The organism is Streptomyces smaragdinus (assembly GCF_009604385.1).
Lineage (GTDB): Bacteria > Actinomycetota > Actinomycetes > Streptomycetales > Streptomycetaceae > Streptomyces > Streptomyces smaragdinus.
Genome location: NZ_WEGJ01000030.1, coordinates 70,564 through 85,255 on the forward strand (window position 1 = coordinate 70,564; position 14,692 = coordinate 85,255).

General features: G+C 72.9%; 13 protein-coding genes. 10 read left to right on the forward strand and 3 right to left on the reverse strand.

What is annotated here, in order from left to right:
• Positions 1 to 53 precede the first annotated feature (53 nt).
• The 3 genes from SRB5_RS27165 to SRB5_RS27175 all read left to right on the forward strand — a co-directional run bounded on the left by SRB5_RS27165 (position 54) and on the right by SRB5_RS27175 (position 2,895).
• Positions 54 to 1,316 (forward strand): RNA polymerase sigma factor, encoded by a 1,263-nt coding sequence (locus SRB5_RS27165; RefSeq protein ID WP_323378538.1) that lies wholly within the window; start codon positions 54 to 56, stop codon positions 1,314 to 1,316.
• The gene (locus SRB5_RS27170; RefSeq protein WP_153456070.1) at positions 1,313 to 2,194 is read left to right on the forward strand and encodes a DUF6528 family protein; all 882 of its coding nucleotides are present in this window, start codon (positions 1,313 to 1,315) and stop codon (positions 2,192 to 2,194) included. Before SRB5_RS27165 ends, SRB5_RS27170 begins: the two co-directional genes overlap by 4 nt.
• A gap of 65 nt (positions 2,195 to 2,259) precedes the next feature.
• On the forward strand, positions 2,260 to 2,895 hold the full coding sequence (locus SRB5_RS27175; RefSeq protein ID WP_153456071.1) for a hypothetical protein: 636 nt from the start codon (positions 2,260 to 2,262) through the stop codon (positions 2,893 to 2,895).
• 10 nt (positions 2,896 to 2,905) lie between these two features.
• On the opposite strand, the gene SRB5_RS27180 is transcribed toward SRB5_RS27175, so the two are convergent.
• Complete coding sequence (locus tag SRB5_RS27180) at positions 2,906 to 3,655, reverse strand: MerR family transcriptional regulator (RefSeq protein WP_153456072.1); 750 nt, start codon at positions 3,653 to 3,655, stop codon at positions 2,906 to 2,908.
• Positions 3,656 to 3,821: 166 nt separating this feature from the next.
• Here SRB5_RS27180 and SRB5_RS27185 point away from each other — a divergent pair, with 166 nt between their 5' ends.
• Genes SRB5_RS27185 through SRB5_RS27195 form a run of 3 tightly spaced genes read left to right on the forward strand, consistent with a single transcriptional unit; the run spans position 3,822 to position 7,134 of the window.
• Positions 3,822 to 5,330 carry a flavin-containing monooxygenase gene (locus SRB5_RS27185; protein WP_153456073.1) on the forward strand — a complete coding sequence of 503 codons (1,509 nt, stop codon included), beginning with the start codon at positions 3,822 to 3,824 and terminating at the stop codon, positions 5,328 to 5,330.
• Positions 5,327 to 6,250 (forward strand): alpha/beta fold hydrolase, encoded by a 924-nt coding sequence (locus tag SRB5_RS27190; protein WP_153456074.1) that lies wholly within the window; start codon positions 5,327 to 5,329, stop codon positions 6,248 to 6,250. Before SRB5_RS27185 ends, SRB5_RS27190 begins: the two co-directional genes overlap by 4 nt.
• Positions 6,247 to 7,134, forward strand: coding sequence for an SDR family oxidoreductase (locus tag SRB5_RS27195; protein WP_323378540.1), 888 nt, complete (start codon positions 6,247 to 6,249; stop codon positions 7,132 to 7,134). Before SRB5_RS27190 ends, SRB5_RS27195 begins: the two co-directional genes overlap by 4 nt.
• Before the next feature lie 75 nt (positions 7,135 to 7,209).
• Here SRB5_RS27195 and SRB5_RS27200 read toward each other — a convergent pair whose 3' ends face one another.
• The gene (locus SRB5_RS27200; protein ID WP_153456075.1) at positions 7,210 to 7,434 is read right to left on the reverse strand and encodes a hypothetical protein; all 225 of its coding nucleotides are present in this window, start codon (positions 7,432 to 7,434) and stop codon (positions 7,210 to 7,212) included.
• Positions 7,435 to 7,530: 96 nt separating this feature from the next.
• On the reverse strand, positions 7,531 to 10,848 hold the full coding sequence (locus tag SRB5_RS27205; protein ID WP_153456097.1) for a S41 family peptidase: 3,318 nt from the start codon (positions 10,846 to 10,848) through the stop codon (positions 7,531 to 7,533).
• A 236-nt stretch (positions 10,849 to 11,084) separates the two neighbouring features.
• Between SRB5_RS27205 and SRB5_RS27210 the strand changes: the two genes are divergently transcribed.
• Genes SRB5_RS27210 through SRB5_RS27225 form a run of 4 tightly spaced genes read left to right on the forward strand, consistent with a single transcriptional unit; the run spans position 11,085 to position 14,456 of the window.
• Positions 11,085 to 12,128 (forward strand): energy-coupling factor ABC transporter permease, encoded by a 1,044-nt coding sequence (locus SRB5_RS27210; RefSeq protein ID WP_153456076.1) that lies wholly within the window; start codon positions 11,085 to 11,087, stop codon positions 12,126 to 12,128.
• Positions 12,129 to 12,131: 3 nt separating this feature from the next.
• Positions 12,132 to 12,896: a cobalt ECF transporter T component CbiQ gene (cbiQ, locus tag SRB5_RS27215; protein WP_323378543.1), complete on the forward strand. Its 765-nt coding sequence runs from the start codon at positions 12,132 to 12,134 to the stop codon at positions 12,894 to 12,896.
• A complete protein-coding gene (locus SRB5_RS27220) occupies positions 12,881 to 13,648 on the forward strand; it encodes an energy-coupling factor ABC transporter ATP-binding protein (protein WP_153456077.1) in 768 nt (255 codons plus the stop codon). Before cbiQ ends, SRB5_RS27220 begins: the two co-directional genes overlap by 16 nt.
• Before the next feature lie 37 nt (positions 13,649 to 13,685).
• Positions 13,686 to 14,456, forward strand: coding sequence for an SDR family NAD(P)-dependent oxidoreductase (locus tag SRB5_RS27225; protein ID WP_153456078.1), 771 nt, complete (start codon positions 13,686 to 13,688; stop codon positions 14,454 to 14,456).
• Positions 14,457 to 14,692: the final 236 nt, after the last annotated feature.

The window sequence follows — 14,692 nt, forward strand, 5'->3', positions numbered from 1 at the left end:
CCCCGGCCGTGGCGTTTGCGGTGACCCGTCAGGGGCTGGTCTGATGGGTCGCCGTGAGCGACAGCGAGCAGGAGACCCGGGGCGCCGTCGAGGCCGTGTGGCGGATAGAGGCCGCGCGGGTCGTCGCCGGGATCGCGCGGGTCGTACGGGATGTGGGGCTGGCCGAGGAGCTGGCGCAGGACGCGCTCGTCGCCGCGCTCGAGCAATGGCCCCGGGACGGGGTGCCCGAGCGGCCGGGGGCGTGGCTGACCGCCGTGGGGAAGCGGCGGGCGGTGGATCTGATCCGGCGGGATCAGACGTACGCGCGGAAGCTGGAGGAGGTCGGGCGGGCAGCGGCCGGCGAGGACTCCGAGGCCGAGCTCGACGCCGTTCTCGAGAAGATCGACGACGACATCCAGGACGACCTCCTGCGCCTCGTCTTCACCGCCTGCCACCCCGTCCTCTCCACCGAGGCCCGCGTCGCCCTCACCCTGCGGATGCTGGGCGGGCTGCGGACGGAGGAGATCGCGCGCGCCTTCCTCGTACCGGAGGCGACCGTCGCGCAGCGGATCGTACGGGCGAAGAAGAACCTGGCCAAGGCGCACGTGCCGTTCGAGGTGCCGCGGGGTGAGGAGCGGGCCGAGCGGCTGCCGTCCGTGCTCGAGGTCATCTACCTGGTGTTCAACGAGGGGTACTCCGCCACCGCCGGCGACGACTGGATGCGTCCCGCCCTCTGCGAGGACGCCCTGCGCCTGGCCCGCGTGCTGCAGGGCCTGATGCCCGAGGAGCCCGAGGTCCACGGACTCGCCGCGCTGCTGGAGATCCAGGCGTCCCGCCAGCCCGCCCGCACCGGCCCCGACGGTGAGCCCGTCCTGCTGATGGACCAGAACCGCTCCCGCTGGGACCACCTCCTCATCCGCCGGGGCTTCACGGCCCTTGCCCGCGCCGAGACCGCGCACCCCGGCCCGTACGCCCTCCAGGCCGCCATCGCCGCCTGCCACGCCTCCGCGCCCGACGCCGCGGACACCGACTGGCACCGCATCGCCCTGCTGTACGGACAGCTCGCCCGCATCGCCCCCTCCCCGGTCGTCGAGCTGAACCGGGCCGTCGCCGTCGCCCGCGCCGACAGCCCCAGAAAGGGGCTGGAGATCGTCGACGCGTTGGTGGACGAACCCGCCCTGCGCGACTACCACCTCCTCCCCAGCGTCCGCGGCGACCTGCTGGAGCGCCTCGGCCGGCGGGCGGAGGCGCGGGCGGAGTTCGAGCGGGCGGCGGCCCTCACCCGTAACGAGAAGGAGCGGGCCCTGCTGCTGGACCGTGCGGCGGCGAACGCGTGACGTACCTTCTCGTTGCCGATCAGGCGGGCCGTCGGCTGCTCCTCATGGACGCCGACGCCCCCGACGGAGTGCTCTGGTCATTCACCCCCGACGGCGACCCGCGGTACGCGGACCTCGACCCGGCTACGAGCTGGGAATACGTCAGCGAGGCGAAGCTCCGCATCAGGCGCCGCAAGCCGTACGTCCTGACCACCGCCTCAAAAGGCTTCGCCGCCGTCGTCGAATACCCCACCGGCCGCCCCTACTGGGCCAGAGCCCTGACCCCCGACCTCAACCTCCACAGCATCGAACTCGTCCCCCACGGCAACATCGCCGTCGTCGGCAGCACCGGCGGCGTCCTGCGCATTTACGCCGCCCACAACGACACCTACGCCGAAGCACCCCTCGAGGACGCCCACGGCCTCCAGTGGGACGCGAGACTCCGCGTCCTGTGGGCCCTCGGCCGGCACGAGCTCGTCGCGTACCGCGTCCAGGGCACCGCCGACCGCCCGGAGATCAAAAGAGGCCGCTCCGCGGAACTCCCGCACCCCGACGGCGACCACGCGGGAGGCCACGACCTGGGGCAAGTGGCCGGAAACCCCGACCGCCTCTGGGTGACGACCCGCCACGAAGTGCTGCAGTACTCCAAGAAACGCCGGGAGTTCGTCAAGGACTACCCCGGCGCCGCGCGGACCGACCGCGAAGACGTCAAATCCATCGGCTCCGACCACAGGAGCGGACGCCTGCTGTCCACCTCCCCCGAGGACGGCCTGCACCAGTCGTGGTGGACGACCTCCGTCCGCCTGGACGAACCCACGGGCGCCGTGAAACTCGCCGACGGGGGTATCTACAAGGCACGTTGGTGGGATCTGTCAGAGACTGACGCACTCTCGCGGTAACAATCGATCCTGTCCTACGGTGGAGACAACCCCTGAGAGCCAGGGGACCGACGGGGGCGACGGGAATGCTGAACGAGGACCGGGGGGTCAGACCGGACCCCGCCCGGCCGGGAGAGGTCCACCGGCTGCGCGGTGCCTGGACCCAGGGGCCAGACGCGACGGACACCGCGATCCAGCGGCTGCGCCGGTTCCGGGCGGCGTGGGCGCTGATGGAGGCGCGGCAGGAGGCGGCGGAGCCGGTGATCTCCGTCTGGGCCGGGGACGAGCCCCCGCAGCTCACCTACCAGGACGCCCTGACCGCCGACTTCGAGGTCCTGACCGCCGCCGCCGAGTCCTGGCGCAACGGCCCGCCGAGCGGCCACCGGATCGCCCGGGCGCTCGAGGCGGGCCACCGGGCGCTGACCGAGGCGCAGACGGCGCTGCTGGCGCTGGTACGGGAGACCGAGGGCGGCGAGGTGCTGATCGACGACGAGGGGCGGGCGCACTACCGCTGGCGCGAGGACGACGTGGCGCGGCTGGCGGTCAACTCCGGCTACCCGAGCGTGATCGCGGAGGTCGAACGGCGCTGGACCCTGGCGGTCGAGCGCGCCGTCGGGGTGGTGCGGCGGGCGGACGAGGACCTCAGCGACGCGCTGCGGGACCTGCCGGCGCGCCGCCCGCAGCCGGAGCCGGAGGGCGGCTTCGGCGCGTTCTTCTGGTAGCCAGGGCGAGCTACGACGCGGGCCCCCGCTGCCACTCCTCCAGCTCGGCCCGTACCCGCCGGTCCATCGCCATCGAGACCTCCGCCTCCAGCACGGCCTTGGACATCGGCCGCAGCCGCTCCACCGTCTCGACGATCTCCGTCAGCTGCTCGGGCCGGATGTCGGCGGCGTCCGCGTTCAGCACCTCGTCCAGCAGATGCTCGCGGATCAGCCCCGTGAAGACCTCCGCCAGCGCGTCCGCGTGCCGCCGCACCTCCCGCCCCGCCGCGAGCACGGCCGCGAGGGGGATGCCCTCCCGGACCAGCGCCGCGGACACGTCCAGCAGCCGTCGGCTGGCGTGCACGAACTCCTCGCCGTCCACCGCGACATACCCGATGTCCAGCGACTCCGCGAGGTTCTCGGGGCTGACCTCGGTGCTCCCGTAGTAATCGGCGAGCTGCGAAGGCGACAGCCGCACCGGCGTCTCCTCGGAGAACGGCCGCACGATCGCCGCCTCGAACCCCAGCAGCTCCGCCGCCCCCCGCACATCGCGCCCCGACTCGAACGCCGTGATCAGCTCCGCGATCCCGCCGAGGGTGTGCCCGCGCTCCAGCAGCGCGGCGATGGTCCGCAGCCGGGCCAGATGCTCCTCGCCGTACCAAGCGATCCGGCCCTCCTTGCGCGGCGGCTGCAGCAGCTTGCGCTCGCGGTAGAACCGCACGGTGCGGACGGGCACGCCGGCGGCCTCCGCGAGCTCCGCCACCCGGTATTCCTGGCCCATGCGCCCCCGCGCCTCCCTCCGGTGAACCCCTCGTAGCCTACGTGCGTCCGAACTCGACGCCCCCAACCCCTACCCATGAGTAAACGAAAGCCCTACCCTCCAATCATGCCAGTGATTGCTGGCACGGTCGGCGGGATTGCAGGAGCCAGCAGAGGGAGCGTGCGGCATGACCGGTACAAAGCGGGAGCACGTACGGGTGGCAGTGGTCGGCGCGGGGTTCGGCGGTCTGGGGGCCGCCGTCAAGCTGCGCCGCGAGGGCATCACGGACTTCGTCGTCCTGGAGCGGGCCAAGGCCCTGGGCGGCACCTGGCGCGACAACTCCTATCCGGGCTGCGCCTGCGACGTGCCCTCCCACCTGTACTCCTTCTCCTTCGCGCCCAACCCCGACTGGCCGCGCACCTTCTCCGGCCAGGAGCACATATGGGCCTACCTCGAGCGGGTCGCCGACACCTTCGGCCTGCGCCCGCATCTGCGCTTCGACCACGAGGTGCGCAGCATCCGCTGGGACGACGACGCCCTGCGCTGGGAGATAGAGACGTCCCGCCAGGAGTTCACCGCGGACGTGGTCGTCGGCGCCACCGGCCCGCTCTCCGACCCCAAGATCCCTGACATACCGGGCATCGACACCTTCCCCGGTACGGTCTTCCACTCCGCCCGGTGGGACCACGACGCCGACCTGACCGGCAAGCGCGTCGCCGTCATCGGCACTGGCGCCTCCGCCATCCAGATCGTCCCGAACATCCAGCGCGACGCCGGCCGGCTCACCCTCTTCCAGCGCACGCCCCCCTGGGTCCTGCCGCGCATGGACCGCGAGATCACCTCGTTCGAGAAGAAGCTGCACGCCGCGATCCCCGCCACGACGAAGCTGCGCCGCGGCATCCTCTGGGGCATCCGCGAGCTCCAGGTCGGCGCCTTCACCAAGCACCCGAACCAGCTGGGCCTGATCGAGACCCTCGCCAAGCGCAACATCGCCCGCGCGATCAAGGACCCGCAACTGCGCCGCACGCTCACCCCCGACTACCGCATCGGCTGCAAGCGCATCCTGCTCTCGAACGACTACTATCCGGCCCTCGCGAAGCCCAACGTCGACGTCGTCGCGTCCGGCCTCAAGGAGATCCGCGGCACCACCCTCGTCGCCTCCGACGGTACGGAGACGGAGGCCGACGTCCTGATCTTCTCCACCGGCTTCCACGTCACCGACATGCCGTTCGCCGACCGCGTGAAGGGTCGCGACGGCACCACCCTCGCCGAGGCGTGGAGCGGCGGGATGGAGTCCCTGCGCGGCTCCAGCGCGCACGGCTTCCCCAACTTCCTGACGGTCATCGGCCCCAACACCGGCCTGGGGAACAGCTCGATGATCCTCATGATCGAGTCCCAGCTGAACTACCTGGCCGACTTCATGCGTCAGCTCACGGCTCTCGGCAAGGGCACCGCCCTGGACGCCCGCCGCGAGGCCGTCGACGCCTGGACGGCCCGCGTCCAGCAGCGGATGAAGCGCACCGTCTGGAACGCCGGCGGCTGCACCAGCTATTACCTCGACGCCGCCGGCCGCAACACCACCATCTGGCCGGGCACCACCGCCGAGTTCCGCCGGGTGACCCGCCGCGTCGACCTCGCCGAGTACGAGGTGCTGCGCGCCGCCGCTCCCGACCAGCAGAAGGAGAACGTCCGTTGAGCCCCCGTACGCACGTGACCACGGGCCCCTTCGCGCCCCCCGCCCCCCGCCTCGAGCTCGACGTGACGTCCGCCGACGGCGCGCGGCTGTACGCCGAGGTGCACGGTCCCGAGGACGCGCCGGCCGTGGTGCTGGCGCACGGCTGGACGTGTTCGACGGCGTTCTGGGCCGCCGTCGTCAAGGATCTGGCCGTGGACCACAAGGTGGTGGTCTACGACCAGCGCGGCCACGGCCGCAGCCCGGCGTCGGCGACCGGGTACTCCACCTCCCTGCTCGCCGACGACCTCGGTGCCGTACTGCAGGCGGCGCTGGGGCCGGGCGAGCGGGCGGTGCTCGCGGGACACTCCATGGGCGCGATGACGCTGATGGCCGCCGCCGACCGGCCGTACCTGCGGGAGCGGGCCGCCGCGCTGCTGCTCTGCTCGACGGGGGCGGCGAAACTCAAGCTGGAGTCACGGGTGTTCGCGGTGGGGCCGAAGGCGCTGCGGGGCTGGGCGCACCGGACGTTCCTGCACTCGCGGCTGCCGCTGGGGCCGGTCACGCCCGTCGGGAAGAAGCTGCTGCGGTACGCCACCATGGGCCCGGGCGCGCGGCCGGCGGAGATCGAGGCCTGCGCGTACATCGTGCACGCCTGTCCGCCGAAGGCGCGCGGGCGGTGGGGGCGGGTGCTGTCGGCCCTGGACCTGGAGGCCCAGGTGCGGCGGATCCCCGTACCGACCGCCGTGATCCAGGGGCTCGCCGACCGGCTGACGCCGGCGGTGCACGGACGGCGGCTGGCCGCGGGGCTGCCCGACTGCCTGGGCGTCACGGAGCTGCCGGGGATGGGGCACATGACGCCGGTCGAGGCGCCCGACGCGGTGAGCGGGGCGATCCGGGGGCTGGTGAAGGGCCATCTGATGACGGAGGGGGAGCGCGCGTGAGCGGCAAGAGGCTGGACGGAAAGGTCGCCGTCGTCACGGGCGCGGCGCGCGGGGTCGGGGCGCTGCTGGCGCGCAAGCTGGCGGCGCGCGGGGCGACGCTCGCGCTGGTGGGGCTGGAGCCGGAGGAGCTGAAGGGGGTCGCCGCGTCGCTGGGCGGCGAGGCCGCGTACTGGCACGCCGACGTCACCGACCACGAGGCGATGGGCCGGGTGGCGGCGGAGGTCGTCGAGCGGTTCGGCCGGGTGGACATCGTGGTGGCGAACGCCGGGGTGGCGACCGGTGGGCCGTTCGTGGACTCCGACGCCCGCAGCTTCGACCGGGTCATCGAGGTCAACCTGCTGGGGAGCGTCGCCACGGCCCGCGCGTTCGTCCCGGCGCTGGTGGAGAGCCGCGGCTATCTGCTGCAGATCGCCTCCCTCGCCGCGATCACCCCGGCGCCGATGATGGCCGCGTACTGCGCCTCAAAGTCCGGCGTGGAGGCGTTCGCGCACTGTCTGCGCGGGGAGCTGTCGTATCAGGGCGTCGGCGTCGGCGTGGGCTATCTGAGCTGGACGGACACCGACATGGTGCGCGGCGCGGACGCGGACGAGGTGATGCGCGAGCTGCGCGGGTCCCTGCCGTGGCCGTTGAACAAGACGTATTCGCTGGAGCCGGCGGTGGACCGCATCGTGCGGGGCATCGTGCGCCGCGCGCCGCACGTGTACGGCCAGTGGTGGCTGCGCGGCATGCAGGCGGTACGGGGTTCGCTGCCGGGGCTGATCGCGCTGGGCGGCGCCCGCGAGATGCGGAAGTTCGCCCCCCGGCTGGCGGCCGGGCGCGATGCGCGGCGCGGGCTGGTCGGGGCGGGCGGGGCCGCGGACGAGTCGGCGCGTACCGGGCGCTAGGCACGGGTGAGGGGTGCGTACCGGAGCTCCGGTACGCACCCCTCGATGCACAGTCGTGCGGGTCAAGCGGACGCGTCAGAAGCTGTCTTCGGCGTCATCCCAGGACTGCTGGCCCGGCTGCTGGCCCTTGCGCTGCTGCTCCTGCTGGCGACGCTGGTCCTGCTGCCGCTGCGGGTTCTGCGGGTTCTGCTGGCCCTGCTGCTGGCCCTGCTGACCCTGCTGGCGCTGCTGCTCCTGGCGCTGCTGCTCCTGGCCCTGCTGCTGGCGCTGCCGGTCCTGGGGGTTTTCTGCGATGCCCATCTGTTGTCACTCCTAGTAGTGAGTCCGGTGGGGGCAGAATTAGATTTACATACGCCGCATTCCTCCGCATTTCGATCAAATCGGCCGGGTGACGGCTCAATCCCGCGGCGGCAGCGGCGGCCGCCTCCGGTCCGGCACGTCGCTGTAGTCCGGGGGCACCTTCGCCGGGTTCGCCGCCAGCAGCCGCAGCGCCGTGTCCACCGCCACCGCCAGCTCCGAGCAGCGCCCCTCCGCCCAGTCCACCGGCGTGCGGTCGGCCACGATGTCGGGCTCAACGCCCTTGTTCTCCACCGACCAGCCGTACTCGTAGAACCAGGCCGCGTTCATCGGCACGGTGATGACCGTCCCCTCGCCCAGCAGATGCCGCCCCGTCATCCCGACCACCCCGCCCCAGGTCCGCAGCCCCACCACCGGCCCCAGGCCCAGCCGTTTGAACGCCGCGATGATCATGTCGCCGTCGGACGAGGTCCCTTCGTCGCACAGGGCCACCAGCGGCCCGCGCGGCGCGATCGAGGTGTACGACACGGGCTCGGCGTTGCGCGTCAGGTCCCACCCGAGGATCGAGCGCGTCAGCTTCTCCAGCACCAACTCGCTGATGTGGCCGCCCGCGTTGCCCCGTACGTCGATGACCAGCGCCTCCCGGCTCATCTCCATCCGCAGGTCGCGGTTGAACTGCGCCCACCCCGACCCCACCATGTCCGGGATGTGGAGGTATCCGCAGCGCTCGTCGCTGAGTTCGCGCACCAGCGCCCGCCGGTTGGCCACCCAGTCCTGGTAGCGCAGCGGCCGGTCGTCGATCAGCGGCACCACCGCCACCCGCCGAGCCCGCCCCGTCTCCGGTACGCGGAAGGTGAGTTCGACCGTCGTACCGCCCGCGGCGGCCAGCAACGGGCCGGGCCCCAGCCGGTAGTCGATCCGCCGCCCGTCGATCTCGATCAGCACCATGCCCTCGCGCACGCCCTGCCCGGCGAGCGGTGACCGGGCCCGGTTGTCCGAGGACTCGCCCGGCAGGATCCGGGCGACGGCCCATTCCCCGTGCTGCGTACGGGAGTAGTTGACCCCCAGGAACCCCAGCGGCCGCTGGTACGGCGACGGCCCCTCGTTGGAGCGCGCGGGCGTCACGTACGCGTGCGAGGTGCCCAGCTCGCCCAGCACCTCCCGCAGCAGGTCGGCGAACTCGTCGGGGGAGGCCACCTTGTCCAGCAGCGGCCGGTACTGGTCGAGCACCCCCGGCCAGTCGATGCCGCACATGTTGGGCTCCCAGTAGTAGGACCGGATGATCCGCCCCGCCTCCTCGAACGACTGCCGCCACTCCGCGATCGGATCCGCCTCGTGCATGATCCGCCGCAGGTCGATGTACGTCGTGGTGTCGGCCTCCGCCCGCTCGGTCGCCGGGATCACCCGCAGCGTCCCCTCGTCCAGCACGACCAGCCGGCTGCCGTCACCGCTGGACCAGATCGAGCTGACCAGCGACGTCAGCTCCGTCCGCTTGGCCTTGGCGATGTCGAAGTGCTCCAGCGTCGGATTGCCGGAGGTGTCGTACGGGTTGGCGAACGTCTCCCCGAGCGCTCCGGAGATCGGCCACCGCAGCCACACCAGCCCGCCGCCCGCGACCGGCGTGAGGGAGGAGTACTTCGACGCCGCCACCGGGAACGGCGTCACCCGGGCCTCCAGCCCCGCCGGCTCCACGTGCACCGTGCCGTCACCGCTCTCCGCCCCCGTCGGGTCCAGCCCGCCGGCCGCCGGCCGCCCCTCCGCCGACAGCGCGAACGGCGACGGCGTCGCGGACGACAGCGGCACCAGATACGGGCGGCTGCCCAGCGGGAACGACAGATCGCCGGTGTGCACGTCGTACACCGGGTCGAAGCCCCGCCAGGACAGGAACGCCAGATAGCGGCCGTCGCGGGTGAACACCGGCTGCTCGTCCTCGAAGCGCCCGTTCGTCACGTCGACGACCAGGTCGTCCGCCAGCCGCGCCAGCTTGATCCGGCGCAGCGAGCGGCCCAGCCCCGGATGCGCCCAGGTGATCCACTTGGAGTCCGGGGAGAAGGAGACGTCGCGCACCGGCCCGTTGTCCGAGCGGATGAGCTCGCGCGCGTGGGTCACGGGCTCCCCCCTCTCGTTCTTCTCCTCGCCCGGGCCCTCCTCCCCCTGCTCGACCTCGTCGTGTTCCTTCTCCTCGTCCGCCGGGACATGGGTGAACGGCGACGGCCGGTCCGGCACCTTCACGATCAGCAGCCGTCCGTCGTGCGACGCCACCGCGATCGTCGAGCCGTCCGGCGACGGCACCATCGCGTGTACGCGCCCCAGCTCGCCGCCCGCCATCCGCAGCGGCAGCCGTACGGTGCCGGCCTGCGGCAGGTCGGCGATCTCGATCGCGTCCTCCCCGTCCGCGTCCGTGATGTACGCGACCGACCCGGTCGTTCCCAGCGTCTGCGGCAGCCGGATCCGTACCCCCGGGGTGTGCGCGACGGTGCGCGCCGGGCCGTCGCGGTGGGTCAGCCAGTACAGCGCCCCGCGGACCTCCACCGCGCTCGCCCGCCCCGTGGCGTCGACGGCGAGGCCGCGGACGTTCGCCGCGGCGGACACCTGGTAGCGGCGCCGGCCGGCGCGCGGGGCGCCGAGGCGTACGGGCAGCCAGCGCGGCTCGCTGTCCGGGGTCAGCTCGTCGACCAGCCACAGCTCGCCGGCGCACTGGTAGATCACCCGGCGGCCGTCGGTGGACGCGGCGCGGGCGTAGAAGTCGGCGTGGTCGGTGTGCCGGCGCAGATCGCTGCCGTCCGGCTTGCAGGAGTAGAGGTTGCCGACGCCCTCGTGGTCGGAGAGGAACGCGATCCGCTCCCCGACGATCATGATGCTCTCGAGGTTCCCGCCCAGCTCCGCCAGCAGCCGCCGGCCGCCCAGGTACAGCCGCCCCATCGCCCCGCCGCGGTACCGCTTCCAGCCCGCCGGCTCGTGCGGCGGCTTCCCCGTGAGCAGCAGATGCTGCCGCTCGCCGTCCAGCGTGCCGACCGCGATGTCGTTCACCGGCCCCCACGGCAGCTTGCCCGCCATGCTCCCGTCCGCCGGCACCGTGTACGCCCACTGGAAGGACGCCAGCGGCTGGCTGAACGACGACACCGCCAGGATGTCCGTCCGCCCGTCCTCGTCCGGCGGCGACCAGCCGCGCACCTTGGTGTCCGTGCCGCCCCAGTACGTCAGCCGCACCGCCTCGCCGCCGGTGACCGGCACCACGTACACCTCGGGGTCGAGGCTGCGCAGGCTGGTGAACGCGATCGTGCGGCCGTCCGGGCTGAAGCGGGGGTTGTCCACCCGGGTCCGGTCCACCGTCAGCCGCCAGGCGCGCTCCGGCACCTGGTCGCTGCCGACCAGCGGGGCCAGCCACAGATCGTCCTCGGTGGTGAAGCAGATCATGTCGCCGTGCAGATGCGGGGCACGAAGGTACCCGAAGGACGCGGAAGAATCACCCTGAACAGTCACAATCCCCAGTTTTCGGGCGCCGTGGAGGCCCGGCAACTCGGATCGACGGGGGCGCACGCCAATCCGCCGCGCGCCCCGCTCCGAACCTCTTGCGTTAACGTCCTTATTGCGAGTCGTTCGCAATAGAGGGATATCATCGGACCACCTGAAACACTTGGGAGGGGACCCGCATGCACGTACCCGACGGATTCTTCGACGCCCCCGTCTCCGTCGCCGCCGGCGTGGTGGCCGCCGGAGCCGTCGCGGTCAGCCTGCGCGGGGCCCGTAAGGAGCTGGACGAGCGCACCGCGCCGCTGGCCGGGCTGGTCGCCGCGTTCATCTTCGCCGTGCAGATGCTGAACTTCCCGGTCGCCGCCGGTACCAGCGGCCATCTGCTGGGCGGGGCCCTGGCCGCCGTATTGGTCGGACCTTATACGGGCGTGCTGTGCGTCTCCGTCGTCCTCCTCATGCAGGGCCTGCTCTTCGCCGACGGCGGCCTCACCGCGCTGGGCGTCAACATCACGCTGATGGGCGTCGTCACCGTCGTCGTCTCGTACGCCGTCTTCCGCGGCCTGCTGCGGGTCCTCCCGCGCGGCCGTACGGGCCTGGGCGTCGCCTCCTTCGCCGCCGCGATGCTCTCCGTCCCGGCCGCCGCCCTCGCCTTCACCGGGCTGTACGCGATCGGCGGGACGGCGGATGTCTCCCTGGGCAAGGTCGTCACCGCCATGGTCGGCGTCCACCTGCTGATCGGCCTCGGGGAAGCGGCGATCACCACCCTCACCGTCGGCTCCGTCGCCGCCGTCCGCCCCGACCTGGTGCACGGCGCCCGGGGCCTGGCCCGCCCGCTGCTCATCCGCCACGCCGACGGCTCCACGTCCACCGTCCCGGGCGCCGTCCCCGCCCCGGCCGCCGCCCGCTCCACGCGCACGGTGTGGGCCGCGGGCCTGGCCGCCGCCGTGGTGCTCGCGGGCGTCGTCAGCTTCTACGCCTCCGCCGACCCGGACGGCCTGGAGAAGGTCGCCGGTGACCAGGGCATCGCCGCCAAGGAGGAGGAGCACGGACTCTCCAGCTCACCCCTCGCCGACTACGGCGTCAAGGACATCACCGACGCCCGCCTCTCCGGCGGGACCGCGGGCGTGATCGGGGTGGGGCTCACGCTCGCCGTGGGCTCCGGGGTCTTCGTGGTCGTCCGCCGCTCGCGCCGGCCGGAGTCCGTCTCCGCCACCGGGGCCTGAGCCGTGGGAGCGGGTCACGGTCACCGGCTCTACCGGCACGCCCACAGCCGGGTGCACACGCTGCTGGCGCACTGCAAGCTGGCGGCGGTGTTCGGCTTCGTCCTCGTGGTCGTCGCCACGCCGCGGGAGGCGATGTGGGCGTTCGCGCTGTACGCCGGGCTGCTCGCGGGGGTGGCCGCGTACGCGCGGGTGCCGGTGACGTTCGTGCTGCGGCGGCTGGTGTTCGAGGTGCCGTTCGTCGCGTTCGCGCTGCTGCTGCCGTTCGTCGCCGAAGGCCCGTACACGCACGTCCTCGGGGTGTCGCTGAGCGAATCGGGGCTCTGGGGCGCCTGGAACATCCTGGCCAAGGGCACCCTCGGGGTCGCCGCCTCGGTCCTCCTCGCGGCCACGACCGAGCTGCGCGAGGTGCTGCTGGGGCTGCAGCGGCTGCGGATGCCGTCGCTGCTGGTGCAGATCGCGTCGTTCATGATCCGGTACGGGGACGTCATCACCGACGAGATGCGGCGGATGCGGATCGCCCGCGAGTCGCGGGGCTTCCGGGCGCGCGGCGTACGGCACTGGGGGGTGCTCGGGAAGTCCGCCGGGGCGCTGTTCATCCGCTCCTACGAGCGGGGGGAGCGGGTGCATCTGGCGATGGTGTCCCGCGGCTACACCGGCAGCATGCCGGTGATCGACGAGGTGACGGCGACCGCCGTCGACTGGCGGCGTGCCGCCGCGCTGCCGGGGGCGGCGCTGGTGGTGTGCCTGACGGGATGGATCCTGCTGTGACCGCTCCTTCGCTCGAGGTCTCCGGCCTCGCGTACGCCTACCCCGACGGCCACCAGGCCCTCTTCGGCGTCGACCTGACCATCGCCCGCGGCGAACGCGTCGCTCTCCTCGGCCCCAACGGCGCCGGCAAGACGACGCTCGTCCTGCACCTCAACGGCATCCTCGGCGGCGGCGCGGGCTCCGTCACCGTGGCCGGGCTGCCGGTGGAGAAGCGCAACGTCGCCGAGATCCGCCGCCGGGTCGGCATCGTCTTCCAGGACCCCGACGACCAGCTCTTCATGCCCACCGTCCGCGAGGACGTCGCCTTCGGCCCCGCCACCGCAGGCCTGCGCGGCGCCGAGCTCACCGCCCGCGTCGAGGCCGCGCTGGAGCGCGTCGGCATGGCGGAGTTCGCCGACCGCCCGCCGCACCACCTCTCCTTCGGCCAGCGCCGCCGCGTCGCCGTGGCCACGGTCCTCGCGATGGAGCCGGAGATCCTCGTCCTCGACGAGCCCTCCTCCAACCTCGACCCCGCCTCCCGCCGCGAACTCGCCGACATCCTGCGCTCCCTGGACGTCACGGTCCTGATGGTCACGCACGACCTCCCGTACGCGATGGAGCTGTGCCCCCGCTCGCTGATCCTCAGCGACGGGATTATCGCCGCCGACGGCCCGACCGGCGACATCCTCGCCGACGAGGACCTGATGCACCGCCACCGCCTTGAGCTCCCGTTCGGCTACGACCCGAGGGCCGCCGCTTCCGCCCGACGGTGATCTACCGCATCGCTGGTCACGGGCTTACCCTTCCGCCATGACACGGTTCGGTGGTTACGCAGCGATCGTCACCGGAGGAGCCCGCGGCATCGGCGCGGCCATCGCCCGCAGGCTGGCCACGGAGGGGGCCCGCGTCGTCGTCGCCGACGTCGACGCCGACGCGGCCAAGGCGGCTGCCGCGGACATCGGCCGCGGTGCGGAGTGGGTGCACTGCGACGTACGGGACTCCGCCGACGTGGACGAGGCCGTCGCCCACACCGTGGAGACCTTCGGCCGGCTCGACGTCGTCGTCAACAACGCCTACGCCGGCGCGACGGTCGGCCCCGTCGAGACCATCTCCGACGCGGACTGGCTGGCCACCTTCGAGGTCACCCTGCACGGCGCCGTCCGCGTCTCGCGCGCCGCGCTGCCGCATCTGGCGCGGGCCGGCGGACGCGGCGCGATCGTCAACATCGGCTCCGTGAACGGCGAGACGGGCCTCGGCGAACACGCGTACAGCGCCGCGAAGGCGGGCCTCGCGGGCTTCACCCGCACCCTCGCGATCGAGGCCGCCGACCACGGCGTCCGCGTCAACCTCGTCGCCCCCGGCACCATCCGCACCCGCGCCTGGGACGGCCGGGAACAGACCCTGGCCGCGGTCGCGGCGAACGTCTACCCTCTGGGCCGCGTCGGCGAGCCGTCGGACGTGGCGGCGGCGGTGGCGTTCCTGGCCTCCGCGGACGCCGCGTGGATCACGGGGGTCACGCTGCCGGTGGACGGCGGGCTGCTCGCCGGGAACCTGGCCTGGACGCGGGCGCCGCGGGACTAGGGCCTGTACGGAGTTCCCCGTCTGCGCCCCGACGCCCGGCACGCACTCTCGCCGCACGGCAGCCCAGGACAGGTGGCTCCGCCACATGACCTGGTCTGCCGCACGCCGAGAGCACGCACCGAACGCCGCGACGCCGCGCTCCGCGCGAACGACGGGGAACTCCGTACAGGCCCTAGGCGCCCGGCGGATTCGGCGGCATGGGGGGCGGCGGGCCGAAGTTGTCCTGGGGGGCGGGG

Bases quoted from the DNA above. Each gene is read 5' to 3' on its own strand.
- SRB5_RS27185 (WP_153456073.1), top strand. From the start codon at position 3,822: ATGACCGGTACAAAGCGGGAGCACGTACGGGTGGCAGTGGTCGGCGCG.
- SRB5_RS27180 (WP_153456072.1), bottom strand. From the start codon at position 3,655: ATGGGCCAGGAATACCGGGTGGCGGAGCTCGCGGAGGCCGCCGGCGTG.
- SRB5_RS27205 (WP_153456097.1), bottom strand. From the start codon at position 10,848: ATGATCTGCTTCACCACCGAGGACGATCTGTGGCTGGCCCCGCTGGTC.
- SRB5_RS27200 (WP_153456075.1), bottom strand. From the start codon at position 7,434: ATGGGCATCGCAGAAAACCCCCAGGACCGGCAGCGCCAGCAGCAGGGC.
- SRB5_RS27225 (WP_153456078.1), top strand. From the start codon at position 13,686: ATGACACGGTTCGGTGGTTACGCAGCGATCGTCACCGGAGGAGCCCGC.
- SRB5_RS27175 (WP_153456071.1), top strand. From the start codon at position 2,260: ATGCTGAACGAGGACCGGGGGGTCAGACCGGACCCCGCCCGGCCGGGA.
- SRB5_RS27220 (WP_153456077.1), top strand. From the start codon at position 12,881: ATGGATCCTGCTGTGACCGCTCCTTCGCTCGAGGTCTCCGGCCTCGCG.
- SRB5_RS27210 (WP_153456076.1), top strand. From the start codon at position 11,085: ATGCACGTACCCGACGGATTCTTCGACGCCCCCGTCTCCGTCGCCGCC.